This is a genomic window from Roseateles sp. GW821-FHT09H11 (genome assembly GCF_059415845.1).
In genome coordinates this window covers 1-18169 of sequence record NZ_JBWKOA010000010.1, presented here as the reverse complement: position 1 = coordinate 18169, position 18169 = coordinate 1, and the positions used below count along the sequence as shown (strand labels likewise).

Sequence of the window (18169 nt, the reverse complement as noted above, 5' to 3'; positions counted from 1 at the left end):
TGGTTGCGGGGGCAGGATTTGAACCTACGACCTTTGGGTTATGAGCCCAACGAGCTACCAGACTGCTCCACCCCGCGACTGAAGAAAGAGAGTGTAGCACGAAAAGGACCGCCACTTCAACTTTCGGCGACAGTCCTTCCAGAGTCACAGCCCTGCGGCCTGGAGCGATTGCAGGAAGCGATCCGCGTCCTGGAATCCGATCACGCGCACGCCTGTCAGTTCCTCACCCTTCGCGTCGAAGAAGATCGTGCCGGGCGGGCCGAAGAGCTTGAACCGCTTCAGCAGCTCGCGATCCCCGGCGTTGTTCGCGGTGACATCAGCTTTCAACAGCAGCGCGCCCGCCAACTTGGCTTGCACGCGCGTGTCGGTGAAGGTGAAGCGCTCCATCTCCTTGCACGAGACGCACCAGTCCGCATAGAAGTCGAGCATCACAGGCCTGCCGGCACTGCGCAGCGCGTCGTCGAGTTCAGTGACCGTCGAGATCTTGCGGAAGCTCACCGCGGACGACTCCGCAGCCACCGTGCCGCCCGGGGCCTTGCTCGCGCCGCTGATGCCGGCGAGCGGTTTCAGCGTGTCGGTCCCGCCCGCGGCAACGCCGATGAACTGCGCGACTCCGAACACCATCGCTGCCACGGCTGCGCTCTTTCGCAGCCACACGCGAGGCGTATTGGACTCGCTACGTTGGAAGAGTCCCAGCAAGGCCGCGACGGCAACCAGCAAGGCGCCCCACAGGAGCTGTGCGATCACTGGCGACAGCACCGGCTGCACGATCCACAGCGCCACGGAAAGCAGCAGCAGGCCGAAGAAGTACTTGACCGTCTCCATCCATGCCCCGGCGCGGGGGAGTAGCGTGCCGGCCGAAAGACCCAGGAGTAGCAACGGGACACTCATGCCCCAGGCAAGCGCAAACAGGGCGAGTCCCCCGATCGCGACGTTGCCGGTCTGGCTGATGTAGAGCAGCGCGCCAGCCAACGGTGCGGCTACGCAGGGACTGACGATCAGCGCGGACAGCCCGCCCATGACGAACACGCTGACAAACTTGCCGGCCGGCAAGCGCTGCGTGGCATCGGACACGCCTCCGGTGAAGCGGCTGGGCAGCTGGATCTCGTAGACACCGAACATCGACAGCGAGAAGCCGACCAGCAGCAACGCAAACAGCGCGAGCACCCACGGCTTCTGCAGATACGCGGCCAATCCACCACCGGCCAGGCCAGCCGCGACCCCGAGTGCCGTGTAGAGCAGCGCCATGCCCAACGAGTAGCTGAATGCGAGGAAGAAGCCGCGCGCGCGCGATGGCGCTTCACCCTGTCCGACGATGATCGACGACAGGATCGGCAGCATCGGCAGAACACAGGGCGTGAGCGACAGCAGGACACCGGCGGCGAAGAACGCGCCGACGATCAACCACAGGCGGCCGGACGCGAGCGCATCGTCGAGCGGCGATCCCGCCGACTTGTCGGAGGATGCCTGCCGCCCTTCTGCCACCTTCGCCGGAGACGCGTCGGCAGGAGTGGACCCCACCGCTCTCGAAACGCCGAAGCCACTCAGCGCATCCGGGGCCGCACCGATCTTCACCGCGCCGTCGCCACCGAAACCTTTCAGCCCCAAGGTCAGCTGGCTCTTCATCGGCGGGTAGCACAAGCCTTTGTCCGCGCAGCCCTGGCCCGTCAGCACGAGCTTCAACGGGCCTTGCGACAGGGCCTCCACCGGCACCTTGATGCTCAGGCGATCGCGATAGGTCTCGACCTCCTTCTGGAAGGTCTCATCGAACTTGCGCTTCGGCGCCGGCCACGCGATGTCGCCGAACTTCGCGTCGGCGGCGTCCAGCTTGAACTGGTCGCGGTACATGTAATAGCCGGGCGCGATCGTGAAGTTGACTTGGAACTCGCGGTCCCCGGTCAGTTGCACATCGATCTTGAAGGCCTGTTCGGGATCGAGGAAATCGTCGGCGCGCGCCGGACTGGCGAGCAAGGCCGAGGCCAGCGTCACCAGCAGGAACAGCGCCGGCAACAGGCGTCGCATCAGGGCAATGGGAGTCATGAACGCGGGGCGTACGCGAACGGGTCGCGCCCGCGTCGCCGGTGAGGTCGGAAAGCCGCGAAGCTTAGCGCCAAGCGGGCTCGCATGACGTTGGACACGCGCCATGCCCTGCCCACGTTGCGCGTATCGCGGACACACAAGAAAAAAGGCCAGCATTGCTGCTGGCCTTTGGCGCACGGCGGCGAGTCGCTGCTTATTCAGCAGAGCCTTCGCCTTCGGCGGCGTCAGGACGATCCACGAGTTCGACGTACGCCATCGGAGCGTTGTCGCCGACGCGGAAGCCCATCTTCAGGATACGGGTGTAGCCGCCCGGACGGGTGGCGAAACGCGGGCCCAGCTCGTTGAACAGCTTCACGACGATGTCACGGTCGCGCAGACGGTCGAACGCCAGGCGGCGGTTCGCGACAGTCGCTTCCTTGGCCAGGGTGATCAGCGGCTCGACGATGCGGCGCAGTTCCTTCGCCTTGGGCAGCGTGGTCTTGATCGCTTCGTGTTGCAGCAGCGAGACCGCCATGTTGCGGAACATCGCGGCGCGGTGTTCGCTGGTGCGGTTCAGTTTACGGAGGCCGTTACGGTGGCGCATGGTGCTTTCCTTCCTTCAGTTATTGCCAGCAGCCGGATCAGGTACTGCCGGGGGCACCGGACGGATCGATGGACCCGTCCTCTTTCAAAAAATCAACGCTTGTCGAGACCTTGGGGCGGCCAGTTCTCGAGACGCGAACCCAGGGTCAGGCCGCGCGAGGCGAGCACTTCCTTGATTTCGTTCAGCGACTTGCGACCCAGGTTCGGGGTCTTCAGCAGCTCGGTCTCGGTACGCTGGATCAGGTCACCGATGTAATAGATGTTCTCGGCCTTCAGGCAGTTGGCCGAGCGCACGGTCAGCTCGAGCTCGTCGACCGGACGCAGCAGGATCGGATCGAAGCTGCTGGAACGGGCGGCCGGGGCCTGGTCGAACACGTCGACCAGATCGGTACCCTGCAGCTGCGCGAAGACGGCCATCTGCTCGACCAGGATCTTGGCCGACGCACGGATCGCTTCCTCGGGCGAGATGGCGCCGTTGGTTTCGATTTCCATGACCAGCTTGTCCAGGTCGGTACGCTGCTCGACGCGGGCGTTCTCGACGGCGTAGCTGACGCGCTTCACCGGGCTGAACGACGCGTCCAGCACGATGCGGCCGATGGCCTTGGTCGGCTCGTCGCCGTAGCGGCGCATGTTGCCGGGGACATAGCCACGGCCCTTCTCGACCTTGATCTGCATGTCCAGCTTGCCGCCTTGCGACAGGTGGGCGATGACGTGATCAGGGTTGATGATCTCGACGTCGTGCGGGGTCTGGATGTCGGCGGCCGTGACCGGGCCCTCGCCTTCCTTGCGCAGGACCAGCGTCACTTCCTCACGGTTGTGCAGACGGAACACCACGCCCTTCAGGTTCAGCATGATGTGGACCACATCTTCCTGCACGCCGTCGATGGCGGAGTACTCATGCAGCACACCCGCGATCGTCACTTCCGTCGGCGCATAACCCACCATCGAGGACAGCAGCACGCGACGCAGGGCGTTGCCCAGCGTGTGGCCATAGCCGCGTTCGAACGGCTCCAGGATCACCTTGGCGCGATGACCGCCCAGGGGTTCCACAGTGATGGATTTGGGTTTGAGCAAATTCGTTTGCATGAGGTCTTTCTATCAATACCCTCGGTTCGTTACACCGATAAGGCTGAGGGACCAACCAGGTCCGCCCACAACAACTGGCGATACCCGGACGAGGAAAAGCCGAGCAGGCCCTTGCAGGGCCGCTCGGCAGGCACGAAAGAATTAACGCGAGTACAACTCAACGATCAGCGACTCGTTGATCTCGGCGCCAAACTCGTCGCGGTCCGGCGTCTTCTTGAAAATGCCTTCCAGCTTCGTGGCATCGACCGCCACCCAGGCCGGCAGACCGATCGACTCGGCCAGCTTCAGGCTGTCGATGATGCGCAGCTGCTTCTTGGCCTTTTCACGCACAGCGACAACATCACCGGCCTTCACCAGGTAGGAAGCGATGTTCACGACTTCGCCGTTCACGGTGATGCCCTTGTGCGAGACCAACTGGCGGGCTTCCGCGCGGGTCGAGCCGAAGCCCATGCGGTAGACGACGTTGTCCAGGCGCGATTCCAGCAGCACCAGCAGGTTGACACCGGTCGAACCCTTGCGGCGCTCGGCTTCAGCGAAGTAGCGGCGGAACTGACGCTCCAGCACGCCATACATGCGCTTGACCTTCTGCTTCTCGCGCAGCTGCAGACCGAAGTCGGACGTACGCTGACCCGACGTGCGGCCGTGCTGACCAGGCTTGGTGTCGAACTTGGCCTTGTCGCTGATGGCGCGGCGAGCGCTCTTCAGGAACAGGTCGGTGCCTTCACGGCGGGAAAGTTTGGCCTTCGGGCCGAGGTAACGTGCCACTTTGCGTGTCCTTCATCAATCTGACGCGAGCTCGGAGACATTCCGGGCACCGCGCGAGTCCGGCCAGTGTTTTTGTAGGCTCGGACGGTGGGCTTCAAGAAGTCAGTGACTTCTACCGGGCCGACGTCGCCGTCGGCCCCTGCTAAGGAGGCTTTTTCGCCCACCTCAGCAAAACGGCCGGCTGGCACTCGCGCGCCAGCCGGCATGTTCTGAACGAACCGGAGATTATCGCACTAATCGCGACCGTTCAGCACCGCCGCTTAGATGCGGCGACGCTTCTGCGGACGGCAACCGTTGTGCGGCACCGGCGTCACGTCAGAGATCGAGTTGATGCGGATGCCGAGCGCAGCCAAAGCGCGCACCGACGATTCGCGACCGGGGCCCGGGCCCTTGATCTTGACGTCCAGGTTCTTGATGCCTTGCTCTTGAGCAGCGCGGCCAGCCACTTCGGCAGCCACCTGGGCCGCGAAGGGGGTCGACTTGCGCGAGCCCTTGAAGCCTTGGCCACCCGACGATGCCCAAGACAGCGCACCACCTTGGCGATCAGTGATCGTGATGATGGTGTTGTTGAACGAAGCGTGGACGTGGGCGATACCGTCGGCAACGTTCTTCCGAACCTTCTTGCGAACGCGCTGGGCAGCCGAGTTATTGGGTGCTTTTGCCATGGTTAGCTTTCTTCAGTTGCCGCGGATTACTTCTTGCCGGTCGCCGCCGACTTGCGCGGACCCTTGCGGGTACGAGCATTCGTGCGGGTACGCTGGCCGCGCACCGGCAGGCCGCGGCGATGGCGGAAGCCACGATAGCAACCCAGGTCCATCAGGCGCTTGATGTTGATGGACATCTCGCGGCGCAGGTCGCCCTCGATGGTCAGACGGCCGACTTCCTCACGGATCTTTTCCAGATCGGAGTCGTTCAGGTCCTTGACCTTCTTGTCCAGCGGAATGCCGCAGCTGTTGCAGATCTTCTGCGCGGTCGTACGGCCAATGCCGTAGATCGAGGTCAGACCGATCTCGGTGTGCTTGTGCGGCGGAATGTTGATACCAGCAATACGTGCCATGTGCGTCCTCTAATTCGCTTGCAGTCGTTAGGCCAATCAGCCTTGGCGCTGCTTGTGCCGCGGATCGGTACAGATCACACGCACCACGCCATTACGACGGATGATCTTGCAATTGCGGCACATCTTCTTGACAGATGCCGAAACTTTCATGGTCTGCTCCTTGACCTACTCTGTTCGCTCAATCAGCGTTGATCCGGGGGTTGCTAAAAAGCTCACTTCGCCCGGAACACGATGCGAGCACGACTCAAATCGTACGGCGTCAATTCAACGGTCACCTTGTCGCCGGGAAGTATGCGGATGTAGTGCATCCGCATTTTCCCGGAGATATGACCGAGAACGACGTGACTGTTTTCCAGCTTGACTCGGAAGGTTGCGTTAGGGAGGTTCTCCAGAATCTCCCCTTGCATCTGAATGACGTCATCTTTCGCCATACCTTCGCAATTGCCAAATTGGATCCAATATTCTGTTTGCCTGGTGCGCCTTCAGTTGGCCTTGAAACTGGCCTTCTTCAGCAGCGACTCGTACTGCTGGCTCATCACGTAGGACTGGACCTGGGCCCAGAAGTCCATCGTGACGACCACGATGATCAACAGCGAGGTGCCACCGAAGTAGAACGGGACGTTGTACTTCAGCGTCAGGAACTCAGGCAGCAGACACACGCCGGTGATGTACACCGCACCCGCCAGCGTCAGCCGGGACAGGATCTTGTCAATGTGTCGAGCCGTCTGGTCACCGGGACGAATCCCGGGGATGAACGCACCGCTCTTCTTCAGGTTGTCTGCGGTCTCACGGCTGTTGAACACCAGCGCCGTATAGAAGAAGCAGAAGAACACGATCGCGGCCGAATAAAGCAGCACATAGATCGGTTGTCCCGGACGCAGCGCATCCGAGATGTCCTTCAACCAGCGCATGCTGTCACCGGTCGCAAACCAGCTCACCAGCGTGGTGGGCAGCAGGATGATCGACGACGCGAAGATCGGCGGGATCACACCCGACATGTTCAGCTTCAGCGGCAGATGCGAGCTCTGGCCGCCGTAGACCTTGTTGCCGACCTGCCGTTTGGCATAGTTGACCAAGATCTTGCGTTGGCCACGCTCAACGAACACGACCAGGTAGGTCACACCGATGACGATCGCGATCACGAGCAGGCAAGAGATCACGCTCATCGCGCCGGTGCGAACCAGCTCGAGCAGACCACCAATGGCGCCCGGCAGACCCGCAGCGATGCCACCGAAGATCAGGATCGAGATGCCATTGCCCAGTCCACGCTCGGTGATCTGCTCACCCAGCCACATCAGGAACATGGTGCCAGCCACCAGGCTCGTCACCGCAGTGATGCGGAAGCCGAAGCCAGGGCTCAACACCAGACCAGGCGAACTTTCCAGCGCGAAAGCAATGCTCAAGCTCTGGAAGATTGCCAGGCCCAACGTGCCGTAGCGGGTGTATTGCGTGATCTTGCGACGCCCAGCCTCGCCCTCCTTCTTCAGCGCTTCCAGACTCGGCACCACATACGTCATCAACTGCATGACGATAGAGGCCGAGATGTAGGGCATGATGCCCAGCGCGAAGACGGTGAAGCGCGACAGCGCACCGCCCGAGAACATGTTGAACAGGCTCAGGATCCCGCCCTGCTGACCCTTGAACAGCTGCTGGAGCTGCGTCGGATCGATGCCGGGCACGGGGATATGAGCCCCGACGCGGTAGACGACCAGCGCGAGCACCAGGAACACAAGGCGGCGACGCAGGTCGCCGAACTTGCCGCTCTTGGCCAACTGTGATGCGTTGCTTGCCACTGCTGCCTAGTCCTGTGCTTGGCTGATCAAGCGACCGAGCCGCCGGCGGCTTCGATCGCCGCCTTCGCGCCCGCCGTCACGCCCAGACCCTTGATGCTCACCTTGCGGGTGATTTCGCCGGACTTGATGACCTTGACAGACTTGGCCAGCTCGGACACCAGGCCCACAGCCTTCAGCGTCAGCAGGTCGATCTCTTCGCTGGTCAGCAGGTTCAGTTCCGACAGCGTCACTTCCGCATTGAACGGACGAGCCAGCGACTTGAAACCACGCTTGGGCAGGCGACGTTGCAGCGGCATTTGACCGCCTTCGAAGCCGACCTTGTGGAAGCCACCGGCACGCGACTTCTGCCCCTTGTGGCCACGGCCAGCGGTCTTACCCAGACCGGAGCCGATGCCACGGCCCACGCGACGCTTGGCGTGCTTGGCACCAGCGGCGGGCTTGATGGTATTGAGTTGCATCTTGTGTTCCTCGTCGATGCCGTGCTTACAGCACCTGCACCAGGTAGGCGATCTTGTTGATCATGCCGCGGACCGCCGGCGTGTCTTCCAGCGTCTTCGTGCTGTTCAGCTTGCGAAGACCCAGGCCGACCACCGTCGCGCGATGATCCGCGCGGCAGCCGATCGGGCTGCGGACCAGCTTGACCGTGAGCGTTTTCTTTTCAGACATCTCGATCTCCTGGCGCTCAGTTGAAGATTTCTTCAACCGTCTTGCCGCGCTTGGCCGCCACTTGGGCAGGCGTGGAGCAGCGCTTGAGCGCGTCCAGCGTGGCACGAACCATGTTGTAGGGGTTGGTCGAACCGTGGCTCTTGGTCACGATGTCGGTCACACCCATCACTTCGAAGACAGCGCGCATCGGGCCGCCGGCAATCACGCCGGTACCAGCCGGAGCCGGAGCCATGATCACGTGCGCTGCACCGTGCTCACCCACCACGTTGTGCTGGATGGTGCCGTTGCGCAGCTGGACCTTGACCATGTTGCGGCGGGCCGATTCCATCGCCTTTTGCACGGCGACCGGAACTTCCTTGGCCTTGCCCTTGCCCATGCCGATGCGGCCATCGCCGTCACCGACCACGGTCAGCGCAGCGAAGGACAGCGTGCGGCCGCCCTTCACAACCTTCGTGACGCGGTTGACCGCAATCATCTTTTCCTTCAGGCCGTCGTCGTTGCCTTCGGTCTGAGCGCGGGGTTGAAACTTTGCCATTTCCTAATCCTTTGAGCGTCAGAACTGCAGGCCGGCTTCGCGAGCGGCTTCAGCCAGGGCCTTGACACGGCCGTGGTAAGCGAAGCCCGAACGGTCGAAAGCCACCTTCTCGACGCCAGCGGCCTTCGCCTTCTCGGCGATGCGCTTGCCGATCAGGCTTGCGGCGGCCACGTTGCCACCCTTGCCGGACAGCTGCGTGCGCACTTCCTTCTCGGCGGTCGAAGCGGCAGCCAGCACGCGCTGGCCATCTTCGGAAATCACCGAGGCGTAGATATGCAGGTTCGAGCGGAAGACCGTCAGACGGGCCACGCGCTGCAGGGCGATGCGAGCACGCGTTTGACGCGAACGACGCAGGCGTTGTTCCTTCTTGTTCAGCATGGCGCGGCTCCTTACTTCTTCTTGGTCTCTTTGAGGGAGACCTTTTCGTCGGCGTAGCGGATGCCCTTGCCCTTGTAGGGCTCCGGCGGACGGATCGCGCGCACTTCAGCGGCGATCTGACCGACGACCTGGCGATCGGCACCCTTGATCAGGATTTCCGTCTGGGTCGGGCATTCGACCTTGATGCCAGCCGGCATGTCCTTGACGACCGGATGGGAGAACCCGATCTGCAGGTTCAGCTTCTGGCCCTGGGCTTGGGCGCGGAAGCCCACGCCGACCAAGTTCAGCTTCTTTTCGAAGCCCTTGCTGACGCCGTTGACCATGTTGGCCAGCAAGGCGCGCATCGTGCCGCTCATCGCATCGGCTTCCGCCGATTCGTTGACGGAGACGAACGTCAGCTTGCCGCCTTCGAGCTTGACCGTAACCAGCGGGTTCACGGCCACGAACAGGGTGCCTTGGGCTCCCTTGACGCTGATCTTCTCAGCGCTGATCGTCACTTCCACGCCTTGCGGGAGGACGACCGGCATTTTTCCAACGCGGGACATTGTCTGTCTCTCCTTGGCTTATGCGACGTAGCAGAGCACTTCGCCGCCGACACCGGCTTGACGTGCTTTGCGGTCGGTCATCACGCCCTTCGGGGTGGTGACGATCGCCACACCCAGGCCATTCATGACCTGGGGAATATCGTGGCGGCCCTTGTAGATGCGCAGGCCGGGACGGCTCACGCGCTCGATGCGCTCGATCACCGGACGGCCGGCGTAATACTTCAGCGCGATCTCGAGCTCGGGACGGGCAGCGTCGCCGCGCACCGCGAAATCGTCGATATAGCCTTCATCCTTCAGGACCTTGGCGATCGCGACCTTCAGCTTCGAAGAAGGCATCACGACGCTGGCCTTCTCAACGCTCTGGGCGTTGCGAATGCGGGTCAGCATATCGGCGATAGGATCACTCATGCTCATACGAAATCTCCTAAACCTGCCGATTACCAGCTGGCCTTGACGACACCGGGGATGTCGCCCTTGAAGGCCAGCTCACGAATCTTGTTACGTGCCAGGCCGAACTTGCGGAACGTGCCACGGGGGCGGCCGGTCAGCTCGCAGCGGTTACGCTGGCGGGTCGGGTTGGCGTTGCGGGGCAGCTTCTGCAGCTCCAGACGGGCCAGATAGCGCTCTTCGTCCGACTTCTTGCTGTCGTCGATGATGGCCTTCAGTTCCGCGTACTTCTTCGCGTACTTGGCGACCAGTTGGGCGCGCTTCAGCTCACGTTGCTTGATCGAGAGTTTTGCCACGGGTCACCTCAGTTCTTGAACGGGAACTTGAACGCAGCCAGGAGTGCCTTGGCTTCGTCGTCCGTCTTGGCCGTCGTCGTGATGCTGATGTTCAGACCACGCAGAGCATCCACCTTGTCGTATTCGATTTCGGGGAAGATGATCTGTTCCTTGACGCCGATGTTGTAGTTGCCGCGACCGTCGAACGAGCGACCCGAGATACCGCGGAAGTCACGCACGCGCGGCAGGGCCACGGTCACGAAACGATCCAGGAATTCGTACATCGTGGCGCCACGCAGGGTCACCATGCAACCGATAGGCACGCCGTCACGAATCTTGAAGCCGGCGATCGCCTTCTTCGACTTCGTCACCACGGGCTTCTGGCCAGCGATCTTGGTCAGGTCGCCCACGGCGTGGTCCATGACCTTCTTGTCAGCGACCGCCTCGCTCACGCCCATGTTCAGCGTGATCTTGGTGATGCGCGGCACTTCCATCACGGACTTGTAGCCGAACTTCTCGGTCAGACCGGGGACGACCTTCTCGCGATAGAACTCTTGCAAACGAGCCATGTCTTACCCCTTAGGCCTTGATCTCTTCGCCGGTCGACTTGAACACGCGCACCCGCTTGCCGTCGGCGCCGAGCTTGATGCCCACGCGATCGGCCTTGCCGGAAGCGGCGTTGAAGATCGCCACGTTGGATTGATGGATAGGCATGGACTTGTCGACGATGCCGCCAGTCGTGCCCTTCAGCGGGTTCGGCTTAACGTGCTTCTTGACGACGTTGATGCCGTCGATCACGACGTGGTCAGCGTCCACGCGCAGCGTCACGGTGCCGCGCTTACCCTTGTCGCGGCCGGTCAGGACGATGATCTCGTCGCCTGTGCGAATCTTGTTCATGGCAATACCTTTGTCTGAGCGGGGCTTAGAGCACCTCAGGCGCCAGCGACACGATCTTCATGAAGCGCTCGGTACGCAGTTCACGCGTGACCGGGCCGAAGATGCGGGTGCCGATGGGCTCCAGCTTGGCGTTCAGCAGCACGGCGGCATTGCCGTCGAACTTGACCAGGGAGCCGTCTTGGCGGCGCACACCCTTGGCAGTGCGCACGACCACCGCGTTGTAAACCTCGCCCTTTTTGACGCGGCCACGCGGCGCAGCTTCCTTGATGCTGACCTTGATGATGTCGCCAATATGGGCATAACGACGCTTGGAACCACCAAGCACCTTGATGCACATGACGGACTTGGCGCCAGTGTTGTCCGCGACGTCGAGTCGCGATTGCATTTGGATCATGTCTGTCCCCAACTTTTCCCGCTCAGGCAACTGCGACCATCGCAGCCATCCAGAGAGCGGTCAGTCTTGGGCCCGTAAGCCAATCACCTGTCACCTTGCGGCGACCCGCGTCTGGCCTAAATGGGCAAGAAACCTAGAACCGAAGGCGGCTGCCCTGTGAGCTGGCCACAGAACCCGTCGAGCGACGGAGCCACCATTCGGCGAAGCTGCGGATTATGCAGCAAGCACAATCCGACTGTCAACTGCTGTTGCTCTACTCAGAGCGACTGCGCCTGCTTGAGCAACGTTCCGGCGTCACTGACTTCGAACTTGCCAGGGGCCTCGATGTTGAGGCTCTTCACCACGCCGTCCCGGACCAGCATCGAGTAGCGCTGCGAGCGAAGACCCATGCCTCGAGCGGCCAGATCCAGCGTCAAACCAGTGGCCTGAGTGAACGTGGCACTGCCGTCGGCCATCATGCGCACCTTGCCAGCGGTCTTCTGCTCACGGCCCCAGGCGCCCATCACGAACGCATCGTTGACAGACACGCACCAGATCTCGTCCACGCCAGCTGCCTTGAGCGCTTCAGCTTGAGCGACGTAGCCCGGGACATGCTGCGCGGAACAGGTCGGCGTGAACGCGCCAGGCAGCGCGAAGATCGCCACGGTCTTCCCCGCAGTCAGCTTCTCGATGTCGAAGCTGTTCGGGCCAAGCGAGCACCCCCCACCCTCCACCTCAATGAATTCCTGCAGATTGCCAGTTGGCAGTCGATCGCCCACTTTCAGCATGTCGCACTCCTGATTCTGTTGTCGGTTGATGAATGCGGCAGAGTGTGCCGCGAAAAATGAAAAATGGCTGGACACCGGGAATACCGATGTTCCAGCCATTTACGCACACGGAGCGGTCACCCGCTCCAGGCACACGTCGCGCTCAGCGCGCGACATCGGCGATCAGACCAACTGAGCCTTCTGGACCAGGCGGGTCACAACCCAGCTCTTGGTCTTCGACAGCGGACGGCCTTCGGCGATCTCGACCACGTCGCCCATCTTGTACTCGCCATTTTCGTCATGGGCGTGGTACTTGCGGGAACGGGCCACGATCTTGCCGTAGAGCTCGTGCTTCGCACGGCGCTCAACCAGCACGGTGATCGTCTTGGCGCGCTTGTCGCTGACGACGCGACCGATCAGGGTGCGGGTGTTCTTCTCTTGAGCTTGCGTCATTTCGCGGCTCCCTTCTTCTCGGCCAGGATGGTCTTGGCGCGGGCGATGTCACGACGCGTGTTGCCCAGCACCGAGGTGTTGGTCAGTTGTTGCGTCGCCTTTTGCATGCGCAGACCAAAGTGGGCCTTCAGCAGATCAGTGACTTCCTTCTTCAGGGCAGCCACGTCTTTCGCGCGCAGTTCAGATGCTTTCATGGGGTGTTCTCCAATCAGGCGCCGAGCTGGCGGGCCACGAAGGTGCAGCGCAGGGGCAGCTTGGCAGCGGCCAGCGTGAACGCCTCGCGCGCCAGAGCCTCGGGCACGCCGTTGATCTCGTAGAGCACCTTGCCGGGCTGGATCTCAGCCACGTAGTACTCCGGGTTACCCTTACCGTTACCCATACGGACTTCGGCAGGCTTTTGCGAGATCGGCTTGTCCGGGAAGATGCGGATGAAGATCCGGCCACCGCGCTTGATGTGACGCGAGATGGCGCGGCGAGCCGCTTCGATCTGACGAGCCGTGATACGGCCACGCTCGGTGGCCTTCAGGCCGAAGTCACCGAAAGCGACGGTCGCGCCGCGGGTAGCAACACCAGTGTTGCGGCCCTTTTGCTCCTTGCGGTATTTGCGACGAGCGGGTTGCAGCATGTTGAGTTCTCCTTACGCCTGGCCGCCGTCAGCGGCGGGCTTGCGCACCACACGCTTCGCAGCAGGCTTGTCGCCGCCTTCGGCAGGCTTGTCGCCACGACCACGGCCACCCGGCGCGCCCGGACGGGCATTGCGACGGGGACGACGATCATCTTCGGCACCCGGGGGGGTGTTGATCACGGGGGCCTCGCCATTGGCCAGGCGGTCACCGCGGTACACCCACACCTTGACGCCGATCACGCCGTAGGTGGTCTTGGCTTCGGAGAAGCCGTAATCGATGTCAGCCTTCAGGGTGTGCAGAGGCACACGACCTTCGCGATACCACTCGGTACGAGCGATTTCGATGCCGTTCAGACGGCCAGCGGACATGATCTTGATGCCCTGCGCGCCGAGGCGCATCGCGTTCTGCATCGCGCGCTTCATGGCGCGACGGAACATGATGCGCTTTTCCAGCTGCTGGGTGATCGAGTCGGCGATCAGTTGGGCATCGATTTCGGGCTTGCGCACTTCTTCGATGTTGACCGCGACAGGCACGCCCAGACGCTTGGTCAGTTCGGCCTTCAGGTTCTCGATGTCCTCGCCCTTCTTGCCGATCACCACGCCCGGACGGGCCGAGAAGATCGTGATGCGAGCGTTCTTCGCAGGACGCTCGATCAGAATGCGCGAAACGGCGGCGTTCTTCAGCTTGGCCTTCAGGAACTCGCGGACTTGCAGATCTTCGGCCAGCATGCTGGCGAAGTTCTGGTTGTTCGCGTACCAGCGCGACGCCCAGTTACGGGTGACGGGCAGGCGGAAGCCAGTCGGATGAATTTTCTGTCCCATAGTCTTCCTTCAGGCTCAGTGGCCGACGGTCACGTAGATATGGCAGGTCGGCTTGCTGATGCGATTGCCGCGGCCCTTGGCGCGCGCGGAGAACCGCTTCAGCGTGGTGCCCTGCTCCACGTAGATCGAAGTGACCTTCAGCTCGTCAATGTCGGCACCGTCGTTGTGCTCGGCATTGGCGATCGCCGATTCCAGCGCCTTCTTGATGATCAGCGCGGCCTTCTTCTGGGTGAACTCGAGGATGTTCAGCGCTTGATCCACCTTCTTGCCGCGGATCAGGTCCGCCACGAGACGGCCCTTATCAAACGACAGGCGGACGCCACGAACGATTGCTTTGGTTTCCATCGTCGTCATCCTTACTTCTTGCCGGCCTTCTTGTCGGCCGGGTGGCCTTTGAAGGTGCGGGTCAGAGCGAACTCACCCAGCTTGTGACCAACCATCTGGTCCGACACATAGACCGGCACGTGCTGCTTGCCGTTGTGCACGGCGATCGTCAGACCGATGAACTCGGGCAGGATCGTCGAGCGACGCGACCAGGTCTTGATGGGCTTCTTGTCCTTGATGGCAACGGCCTTGTCGACCTTGGCCATCAGGTGATGGTCCACGAAGGGACCCTTCTTGAGGGAACGAGCCATGTTGGTCTACCCCTTACTTCTTGCGACGCGAGACGATGAAAGTCTGCGTGCGCTTGTTGTTGCGAGTGCGGTAGCCCTTCGTCAGGGTGTTCCACGGCGACACAGGGGCCTGACCTTCACCCGTACGACCCTCACCACCACCGTGCGGGTGGTCGACCGGGTTCATGGCGGTACCACGCACGGTCGGGCGGATACCCTTCCAGCGGATGGCGCCGGCCTTGCCGTACTGGCGCAGGCTGTGCTCTTCGTTGCTCACTTCACCGATGGTGGCGCGGCAGTCGATGTGCACGCGGCGGACTTCGCCGGAACGCAGACGGATCTGAGCGTACGAACCATCACGCGCCATCAGCACCACGGAGGTACCGGCGGAGCGGGCGATCTGGGCACCCTTGCTCGGCAGCAGTTCCACGCAATGGATCGTCGAACCCACGGGGATGTTGCGGATCGGCAGGGTGTTGCCAACCTTGATCGGAGCTTCAGCGCCGCTCAGGATCGTCGAACCGACTTCCAGATTGCGCGGGGCAATGATGTAGCGACGCTCACCATCGGCATAGCACACCAGGGCGATATGGGCCGTGCGGTTCGGGTCGTACTCGATGCGCTCGACCTTCGCCGGGATGCCATCCTTGTTGCGACGGAAGTCGACCACGCGGTAGTGGTGCTTGTGACCACCACCCTTGTGGCGCACCGTGATGTGACCGTTGTTGTTACGGCCAGAGTTCTGCTTCTGGGGCTCGAGCAGCGAAGCCTCGGGAGCGCCCTTGTGCAGGTGCTTGTGCACCACCTTCACCACGCCACGACGGCCAGGCGAAGTCGGCTTGACTTTAACGACGGCCATTACGCAGCCTCCCCGGAGAAGTTGAGCTCCTGGCCAGCCTTCAGCGACACATACGCCTTCTTGACGTGGTCGCGACGGCCTTGACGACCGCCGAAGCGCTTGGTCTTGCCCTTGACGTTGACGACGTTCACCGCATCGACCTCGACCTTGAACATCAGTTCAACAGCGGCCTTGATCTCGAGCTTCGTCGCGTCGCGCAAGACCTTGAACAGGACTTGGTTTTGCTTTTCACCAGCCATCGTGGCCTTCTCGGACACGATCGGAGCGAGCAGCACCTTGGCCAGACGGCCATCAGCAAACTTGGGCGCGCTCATGCCAGCATCTCCTTCAGTTGCTCGATCGCAGCCTTCGTCACCAGGACCTTCTTGTAGAAGACCAGCGACAGCGGATCGACGTAACGCGGCTCAACGACCAGCACGTTCGGCAGATTACGCGAAGCGAGCAGCAGGTTGTCGTCCACCTGGTCGGAGATCACCATGACGTGATTCAGACCCATGCCCTTGAGCTTGGCGGCCAGCAGCTTGGTCTTCGGGGCTTCGATCGAGATCGAGTCCACCACAGCCAGACGACCTTCACGTGCCAGTTGCGACAGGATCGCAGCCATGCCAGCGCGGTACATCTTCTTGTTCAGCTTGTGCGAGAAGTTCTCGTCGGGCTTGTTCGGGAAGATGCGACCGCCCCCACGCCACAGCGGCGAGGAGGTCATACCAGCACGCGCGTTGCCGGTGCCCTTTTGACGGAACGGCTTCTTCGTCGAGTGACGGACTTCAGCGCGGGTCAGCTGGGCGCGAGTGCCTTGGCGGGCGTTGGCCTGATAGGCCACGACCACCTGGTGCACCAGGGCTTCGTTGTAATCACGAGCGAAAAGGGTGTCGGGGGCGTCGACTTTCGACGTCGCCTGACCCTGCTCATTCAGGAGCTCGAGTTGCATCAGTTGGCTCCCTTCTTGGCCTTGACCTTGACGGCCGGATGGATCACGACGAATCCTTCCTTCGCGCCAGGAACCGCACCACGGACCAGAACCAGCTGGCGGGCTTCGTCGATACGGACCACATCCAGATTCTGGACGGTCACGGTGACGTCGCCGAGGTGGCCCGACATCTTCTTGCCCGGGAACACCCGGCCCGGATCCTGCGCCATCGAGATGGAGCCCGGAACATTGTGCGAGCGGCTGTTACCGTGCGAAGCGCGCTGCGAACCGAAGTTGTGGCGCTTGATGGTGCCTGCGAAGCCCTTACCGATCGACGTGCCCTGCACATCGACCAGTTGGCCGGCGGCGAACAGCGTCACGGGGACTTGCGCGCCAGCTTTGTATTCGGCGGCGACCGCAGCATCCACGCGGAATTCTTTGATGATTTCACCGGCTTCAACACCAGCCTTGGCGAGGTGACCCGCTTGCGGCTTCGTGACACGGGACGCCTTGCGCGCGCCGTAGGTCACTTGGATGGCGCTGTAGCCGTCGGTTTCTTCGGTCTTGATCTGGGTCACGCGGTTGTTGGACACGTCCAGCACGGTCACGGGGACGGTATCACCGTCGACCGTGAACACACGCATCATGCCCACCTTGCGGCCCAGCAATCCGAGACGATTGCTAAGACTCATGGTTTTCTCCTGACCCCGAACGCACCGACGGAGACACCGCCGTGCACCTGAAGTCATTTCACACACCCGACATCGATTGGCCGGGCCGACAAGCACCGCTCCTTCGATGAGACCAGGGGTAAAGGCCCCAGACCCTTCGACGGCGATGCGACGAAACCGCACCCGGAAATCCCGGCGCGGAAAAGCTGCGGAGTATAGCGCCAACCCTGACCGCACCGCAAGCAGCGCGCCAGCTGCGCCAAAGAAAAAGGCGACCCGAAGGTCGCCTTCCAGAGAGCAGCTGGATCACTCCAGCGCCCAGCCGCATCACTGCAGCTTGATCTCAACGTCCACGCCGGCCGGCAGGTCCAGCTTCATCAGCGCGTCGACCGTCTTGTCGGTCGGATCGACGATGTCCATCAGACGCTGGTGGGTGCGGATTTCAAACTGGTCGCGCGACGTCTTGTTGACGTGCGGCGAACGCAGGATGTCGAAACGTTCCTTGCGTGTCGGCAGGGGCACGGGACCCTTGACGATCGCGCCGGTGCGCTTGGCTGTTTCCACGATTTCCAGAGCCGATTGGTCGATCAGCTTGTAATCGAAGGCCTTCAGCCGGATGCGGATCTTTTGCTTGGTAGACATGACTTTTCCTTCAAAGAGCGACGCGATGCGCGAAGCATCGCGGAGGCAGCGATGGCGCCGCCGAGTTCGGGACTCGCCGCCCGCCGAAACGGGTGGCGCGCCTCACCGGTACCCGGCGGGTACCAGCAAAAGATTTACTCGATGATGGTGGCCACGACGCCCGAGCCGACGGTACGACCGCCTTCACGGATGGCGAAGCGCAGACCTTGCTCCATGGCGATCGGAGCGATCAGCTTCACGGTGATGCTGACGTTGTCGCCAGGCATGACCATTTCCTTGTCCTTCGGCAACTCCACGGCGCCAGTCACGTCCGTCGTGCGGAAGTAGAACTGGGGACGGTAGTTGTTGAAGAACGGGGTGTGACGGC

Annotated in this window: 32 protein-coding genes and 1 tRNA gene; all 33 read right to left on the bottom strand. The window is 62.1% G+C overall.

Translation table 11 applies throughout. The features are described 5' to 3' along the window. Nucleotides 1-77, bottom strand: a tRNA-Met gene (locus tag AC07PR_RS27675). A gap of 67 nt (nucleotides 78-144) precedes the next feature. Next, nucleotides 145-2010 (bottom strand): protein-disulfide reductase DsbD, encoded by a 1866-nt coding sequence (gene dsbD, locus AC07PR_RS27670; protein WP_495137170.1) that lies wholly within the window; start codon nucleotides 2008-2010, stop codon nucleotides 145-147. Nucleotides 2011-2233: 223 nt separating this feature from the next. Further along, on the bottom strand, nucleotides 2234-2623 hold the full coding sequence (rplQ, locus tag AC07PR_RS27665; protein ID WP_377158088.1) for a 50S ribosomal protein L17: 390 nt from the start codon (nucleotides 2621-2623) through the stop codon (nucleotides 2234-2236). 92 nt (nucleotides 2624-2715) lie between these two features. Continuing rightward, complete coding sequence (locus AC07PR_RS27660) at nucleotides 2716-3708, bottom strand: DNA-directed RNA polymerase subunit alpha (RefSeq protein WP_067278809.1); 993 nt, start codon at nucleotides 3706-3708, stop codon at nucleotides 2716-2718. 141 nt (nucleotides 3709-3849) lie between these two features. Next, nucleotides 3850-4473: a 30S ribosomal protein S4 gene (rpsD, locus tag AC07PR_RS27655; RefSeq protein WP_377158090.1), complete on the bottom strand. Its 624-nt coding sequence runs from the start codon at nucleotides 4471-4473 to the stop codon at nucleotides 3850-3852. Between the two features lie 260 nt (nucleotides 4474-4733). Next, complete coding sequence (gene rpsK / locus AC07PR_RS27650; protein ID WP_056194196.1) at nucleotides 4734-5138, bottom strand: 30S ribosomal protein S11; 405 nt, start codon at nucleotides 5136-5138, stop codon at nucleotides 4734-4736. 26 nt (nucleotides 5139-5164) lie between these two features. Next, nucleotides 5165-5530 carry a 30S ribosomal protein S13 gene (gene rpsM, locus AC07PR_RS27645; protein WP_088404620.1) on the bottom strand — a complete coding sequence of 122 codons (366 nt, stop codon included), beginning with the start codon at nucleotides 5528-5530 and terminating at the stop codon, nucleotides 5165-5167. A gap of 36 nt (nucleotides 5531-5566) precedes the next feature. Then, nucleotides 5567-5680 (bottom strand): 50S ribosomal protein L36, encoded by a 114-nt coding sequence (gene rpmJ, locus AC07PR_RS27640; RefSeq protein ID WP_058933616.1) that lies wholly within the window; start codon nucleotides 5678-5680, stop codon nucleotides 5567-5569. Between the two features lie 62 nt (nucleotides 5681-5742). After that, nucleotides 5743-5961 (bottom strand): translation initiation factor IF-1, encoded by a 219-nt coding sequence (infA, locus tag AC07PR_RS27635; protein WP_088404619.1) that lies wholly within the window; start codon nucleotides 5959-5961, stop codon nucleotides 5743-5745. 51 nt (nucleotides 5962-6012) lie between these two features. Further along, a complete protein-coding gene (gene secY, locus AC07PR_RS27630) occupies nucleotides 6013-7323 on the bottom strand; it encodes a preprotein translocase subunit SecY (RefSeq protein ID WP_088404618.1) in 1311 nt (436 codons plus the stop codon). Between the two features lie 26 nt (nucleotides 7324-7349). Then, complete coding sequence (gene rplO / locus AC07PR_RS27625; protein ID WP_297524281.1) at nucleotides 7350-7781, bottom strand: 50S ribosomal protein L15; 432 nt, start codon at nucleotides 7779-7781, stop codon at nucleotides 7350-7352. A 25-nt stretch (nucleotides 7782-7806) separates the two neighbouring features. Continuing rightward, the gene (gene rpmD, locus AC07PR_RS27620) at nucleotides 7807-7989 is read right to left on the bottom strand and encodes a 50S ribosomal protein L30 (RefSeq protein ID WP_088385516.1); all 183 of its coding nucleotides are present in this window, start codon (nucleotides 7987-7989) and stop codon (nucleotides 7807-7809) included. A 16-nt stretch (nucleotides 7990-8005) separates the two neighbouring features. After that, nucleotides 8006-8524, bottom strand: a complete 519-nt coding sequence (rpsE, locus tag AC07PR_RS27615) for a 30S ribosomal protein S5 (RefSeq protein ID WP_067278825.1) — start codon at nucleotides 8522-8524, stop codon at nucleotides 8006-8008. A gap of 18 nt (nucleotides 8525-8542) precedes the next feature. Then, nucleotides 8543-8902, bottom strand: coding sequence for a 50S ribosomal protein L18 (gene rplR / locus AC07PR_RS27610; RefSeq protein ID WP_377158095.1), 360 nt, complete (start codon nucleotides 8900-8902; stop codon nucleotides 8543-8545). An 11-nt stretch (nucleotides 8903-8913) separates the two neighbouring features. Next, on the bottom strand, nucleotides 8914-9447 hold the full coding sequence (gene rplF, locus AC07PR_RS27605) for a 50S ribosomal protein L6 (RefSeq protein ID WP_377158097.1): 534 nt from the start codon (nucleotides 9445-9447) through the stop codon (nucleotides 8914-8916). Nucleotides 9448-9465: 18 nt separating this feature from the next. Next, complete coding sequence (gene rpsH / locus AC07PR_RS27600) at nucleotides 9466-9861, bottom strand: 30S ribosomal protein S8 (protein WP_058933609.1); 396 nt, start codon at nucleotides 9859-9861, stop codon at nucleotides 9466-9468. 23 nt (nucleotides 9862-9884) lie between these two features. Next, nucleotides 9885-10190: a 30S ribosomal protein S14 gene (rpsN, locus tag AC07PR_RS27595; protein WP_067065192.1), complete on the bottom strand. Its 306-nt coding sequence runs from the start codon at nucleotides 10188-10190 to the stop codon at nucleotides 9885-9887. Between the two features lie 8 nt (nucleotides 10191-10198). Then, nucleotides 10199-10738 carry a 50S ribosomal protein L5 gene (gene rplE / locus AC07PR_RS27590; RefSeq protein ID WP_067278833.1) on the bottom strand — a complete coding sequence of 180 codons (540 nt, stop codon included), beginning with the start codon at nucleotides 10736-10738 and terminating at the stop codon, nucleotides 10199-10201. 10 nt (nucleotides 10739-10748) lie between these two features. Next, on the bottom strand, nucleotides 10749-11066 hold the full coding sequence (gene rplX / locus AC07PR_RS27585; protein WP_067278835.1) for a 50S ribosomal protein L24: 318 nt from the start codon (nucleotides 11064-11066) through the stop codon (nucleotides 10749-10751). A gap of 25 nt (nucleotides 11067-11091) precedes the next feature. Next, the gene (gene rplN / locus AC07PR_RS27580; protein WP_058933605.1) at nucleotides 11092-11460 is read right to left on the bottom strand and encodes a 50S ribosomal protein L14; all 369 of its coding nucleotides are present in this window, start codon (nucleotides 11458-11460) and stop codon (nucleotides 11092-11094) included. 257 nt (nucleotides 11461-11717) lie between these two features. Continuing rightward, nucleotides 11718-12227 carry a peroxiredoxin gene (locus AC07PR_RS27575; RefSeq protein ID WP_377158100.1) on the bottom strand — a complete coding sequence of 170 codons (510 nt, stop codon included), beginning with the start codon at nucleotides 12225-12227 and terminating at the stop codon, nucleotides 11718-11720. 162 nt (nucleotides 12228-12389) lie between these two features. Next, nucleotides 12390-12659 (bottom strand): 30S ribosomal protein S17, encoded by a 270-nt coding sequence (gene rpsQ, locus AC07PR_RS27570; RefSeq protein ID WP_067278841.1) that lies wholly within the window; start codon nucleotides 12657-12659, stop codon nucleotides 12390-12392. Continuing rightward, nucleotides 12656-12853, bottom strand: coding sequence for a 50S ribosomal protein L29 (rpmC, locus tag AC07PR_RS27565; protein ID WP_088404614.1), 198 nt, complete (start codon nucleotides 12851-12853; stop codon nucleotides 12656-12658). Before rpmC ends, rpsQ begins: the two co-directional genes overlap by 4 nt. Before the next feature lie 14 nt (nucleotides 12854-12867). Continuing rightward, complete coding sequence (gene rplP / locus AC07PR_RS27560; protein ID WP_297524278.1) at nucleotides 12868-13284, bottom strand: 50S ribosomal protein L16; 417 nt, start codon at nucleotides 13282-13284, stop codon at nucleotides 12868-12870. Nucleotides 13285-13296: 12 nt separating this feature from the next. After that, nucleotides 13297-14106, bottom strand: a complete 810-nt coding sequence (gene rpsC / locus AC07PR_RS27555; protein ID WP_377158101.1) for a 30S ribosomal protein S3 — start codon at nucleotides 14104-14106, stop codon at nucleotides 13297-13299. Nucleotides 14107-14121: 15 nt separating this feature from the next. Next, nucleotides 14122-14451 (bottom strand): 50S ribosomal protein L22, encoded by a 330-nt coding sequence (rplV, locus tag AC07PR_RS27550; RefSeq protein WP_067283213.1) that lies wholly within the window; start codon nucleotides 14449-14451, stop codon nucleotides 14122-14124. Nucleotides 14452-14462: 11 nt separating this feature from the next. Beyond that, the gene (gene rpsS / locus AC07PR_RS27545; protein WP_058933599.1) at nucleotides 14463-14741 is read right to left on the bottom strand and encodes a 30S ribosomal protein S19; all 279 of its coding nucleotides are present in this window, start codon (nucleotides 14739-14741) and stop codon (nucleotides 14463-14465) included. Nucleotides 14742-14754: 13 nt separating this feature from the next. Further along, entirely contained in the window at nucleotides 14755-15579 is an 825-nt protein-coding gene (rplB, locus tag AC07PR_RS27540) for a 50S ribosomal protein L2 (protein WP_377158102.1), read from the bottom strand. After that, nucleotides 15579-15893: a 50S ribosomal protein L23 gene (gene rplW, locus AC07PR_RS27535; RefSeq protein WP_495137169.1), complete on the bottom strand. Its 315-nt coding sequence runs from the start codon at nucleotides 15891-15893 to the stop codon at nucleotides 15579-15581. Before rplW ends, rplB begins: the two co-directional genes overlap by 1 nt. Further along, nucleotides 15890-16510 carry a 50S ribosomal protein L4 gene (gene rplD, locus AC07PR_RS27530; RefSeq protein ID WP_377158106.1) on the bottom strand — a complete coding sequence of 207 codons (621 nt, stop codon included), beginning with the start codon at nucleotides 16508-16510 and terminating at the stop codon, nucleotides 15890-15892. Before rplD ends, rplW begins: the two co-directional genes overlap by 4 nt. After that, nucleotides 16510-17181: a 50S ribosomal protein L3 gene (gene rplC / locus AC07PR_RS27525; protein WP_377158107.1), complete on the bottom strand. Its 672-nt coding sequence runs from the start codon at nucleotides 17179-17181 to the stop codon at nucleotides 16510-16512. The genes rplD and rplC overlap by 1 nt, the downstream gene beginning before the upstream one ends. A gap of 306 nt (nucleotides 17182-17487) precedes the next feature. After that, complete coding sequence (gene rpsJ, locus AC07PR_RS27520) at nucleotides 17488-17802, bottom strand: 30S ribosomal protein S10 (protein WP_067278868.1); 315 nt, start codon at nucleotides 17800-17802, stop codon at nucleotides 17488-17490. A 134-nt stretch (nucleotides 17803-17936) separates the two neighbouring features. Next, a partial coding sequence (locus tag AC07PR_RS27515; protein ID WP_495137168.1) for an EF-Tu C-terminal domain-related protein occupies nucleotides 17937-18169 on the bottom strand: 233 nt, incomplete at its 5' end.

What these genes read in the sequence shown, in the direction of transcription:
- rplQ (WP_377158088.1), bottom strand. Translation starts at nt 2,623, where the DNA reads ATGCGCCACCGTAACGGCCTCCGTAAACTGAACCGCACCAGCGAACAC.
- AC07PR_RS27660 (WP_067278809.1), bottom strand. Translation starts at nt 3,708, where the DNA reads ATGCAAACGAATTTGCTCAAACCCAAATCCATCACTGTGGAACCCCTG.
- rpsK (WP_056194196.1), bottom strand. Translation starts at nt 5,138, where the DNA reads ATGGCAAAAGCACCCAATAACTCGGCTGCCCAGCGCGTTCGCAAGAAG.
- rpsM (WP_088404620.1), bottom strand. Translation starts at nt 5,530, where the DNA reads ATGGCACGTATTGCTGGTATCAACATTCCGCCGCACAAGCACACCGAG.
- rpmJ (WP_058933616.1), bottom strand. Translation starts at nt 5,680, where the DNA reads ATGAAAGTTTCGGCATCTGTCAAGAAGATGTGCCGCAATTGCAAGATC.
- infA (WP_088404619.1), bottom strand. Translation starts at nt 5,961, where the DNA reads ATGGCGAAAGATGACGTCATTCAGATGCAAGGGGAGATTCTGGAGAAC.
- rplO (WP_297524281.1), bottom strand. Translation starts at nt 7,781, where the DNA reads ATGCAACTCAATACCATCAAGCCCGCCGCTGGTGCCAAGCACGCCAAG.
- rpmD (WP_088385516.1), bottom strand. Translation starts at nt 7,989, where the DNA reads ATGTCTGAAAAGAAAACGCTCACGGTCAAGCTGGTCCGCAGCCCGATC.
- rpsE (WP_067278825.1), bottom strand. Translation starts at nt 8,524, where the DNA reads ATGGCAAAGTTTCAACCCCGCGCTCAGACCGAAGGCAACGACGACGGC.
- rplR (WP_377158095.1), bottom strand. Translation starts at nt 8,902, where the DNA reads ATGCTGAACAAGAAGGAACAACGCCTGCGTCGTTCGCGTCAAACGCGT.
- rplF (WP_377158097.1), bottom strand. Translation starts at nt 9,447, where the DNA reads ATGTCCCGCGTTGGAAAAATGCCGGTCGTCCTCCCGCAAGGCGTGGAA.
- rpsH (WP_058933609.1), bottom strand. Translation starts at nt 9,861, where the DNA reads ATGAGCATGAGTGATCCTATCGCCGATATGCTGACCCGCATTCGCAAC.
- rplE (WP_067278833.1), bottom strand. Translation starts at nt 10,738, where the DNA reads ATGGCTCGTTTGCAAGAGTTCTATCGCGAGAAGGTCGTCCCCGGTCTG.
- rplX (WP_067278835.1), bottom strand. Translation starts at nt 11,066, where the DNA reads ATGAACAAGATTCGCACAGGCGACGAGATCATCGTCCTGACCGGCCGC.
- rplN (WP_058933605.1), bottom strand. Translation starts at nt 11,460, where the DNA reads ATGATCCAAATGCAATCGCGACTCGACGTCGCGGACAACACTGGCGCC.
- AC07PR_RS27575 (WP_377158100.1), bottom strand. Translation starts at nt 12,227, where the DNA reads ATGCTGAAAGTGGGCGATCGACTGCCAACTGGCAATCTGCAGGAATTC.
- rpsQ (WP_067278841.1), bottom strand. Translation starts at nt 12,659, where the DNA reads ATGACGCAAGCTCAAGAGAAGAACACCCGCACCCTGATCGGTCGCGTC.
- rpmC (WP_088404614.1), bottom strand. Translation starts at nt 12,853, where the DNA reads ATGAAAGCATCTGAACTGCGCGCGAAAGACGTGGCTGCCCTGAAGAAG.
- rplP (WP_297524278.1), bottom strand. Translation starts at nt 13,284, where the DNA reads ATGCTGCAACCCGCTCGTCGCAAATACCGCAAGGAGCAAAAGGGCCGC.
- rpsC (WP_377158101.1), bottom strand. Translation starts at nt 14,106, where the DNA reads ATGGGACAGAAAATTCATCCGACTGGCTTCCGCCTGCCCGTCACCCGT.
- rplV (WP_067283213.1), bottom strand. Translation starts at nt 14,451, where the DNA reads ATGGAAACCAAAGCAATCGTTCGTGGCGTCCGCCTGTCGTTTGATAAG.
- rpsS (WP_058933599.1), bottom strand. Translation starts at nt 14,741, where the DNA reads ATGGCTCGTTCCCTCAAGAAGGGTCCCTTCGTGGACCATCACCTGATG.
- rplB (WP_377158102.1), bottom strand. Translation starts at nt 15,579, where the DNA reads ATGGCCGTCGTTAAAGTCAAGCCGACTTCGCCTGGCCGTCGTGGCGTG.
- rplW (WP_495137169.1), bottom strand. Translation starts at nt 15,893, where the DNA reads ATGAGCGCGCCCAAGTTTGCTGATGGCCGTCTGGCCAAGGTGCTGCTC.
- rplD (WP_377158106.1), bottom strand. Translation starts at nt 16,510, where the DNA reads ATGCAACTCGAGCTCCTGAATGAGCAGGGTCAGGCGACGTCGAAAGTC.
- rplC (WP_377158107.1), bottom strand. Translation starts at nt 17,181, where the DNA reads ATGAGTCTTAGCAATCGTCTCGGATTGCTGGGCCGCAAGGTGGGCATG.
- rpsJ (WP_067278868.1), bottom strand. Translation starts at nt 17,802, where the DNA reads ATGTCTACCAAGCAAAAGATCCGCATCCGGCTGAAGGCCTTCGATTAC.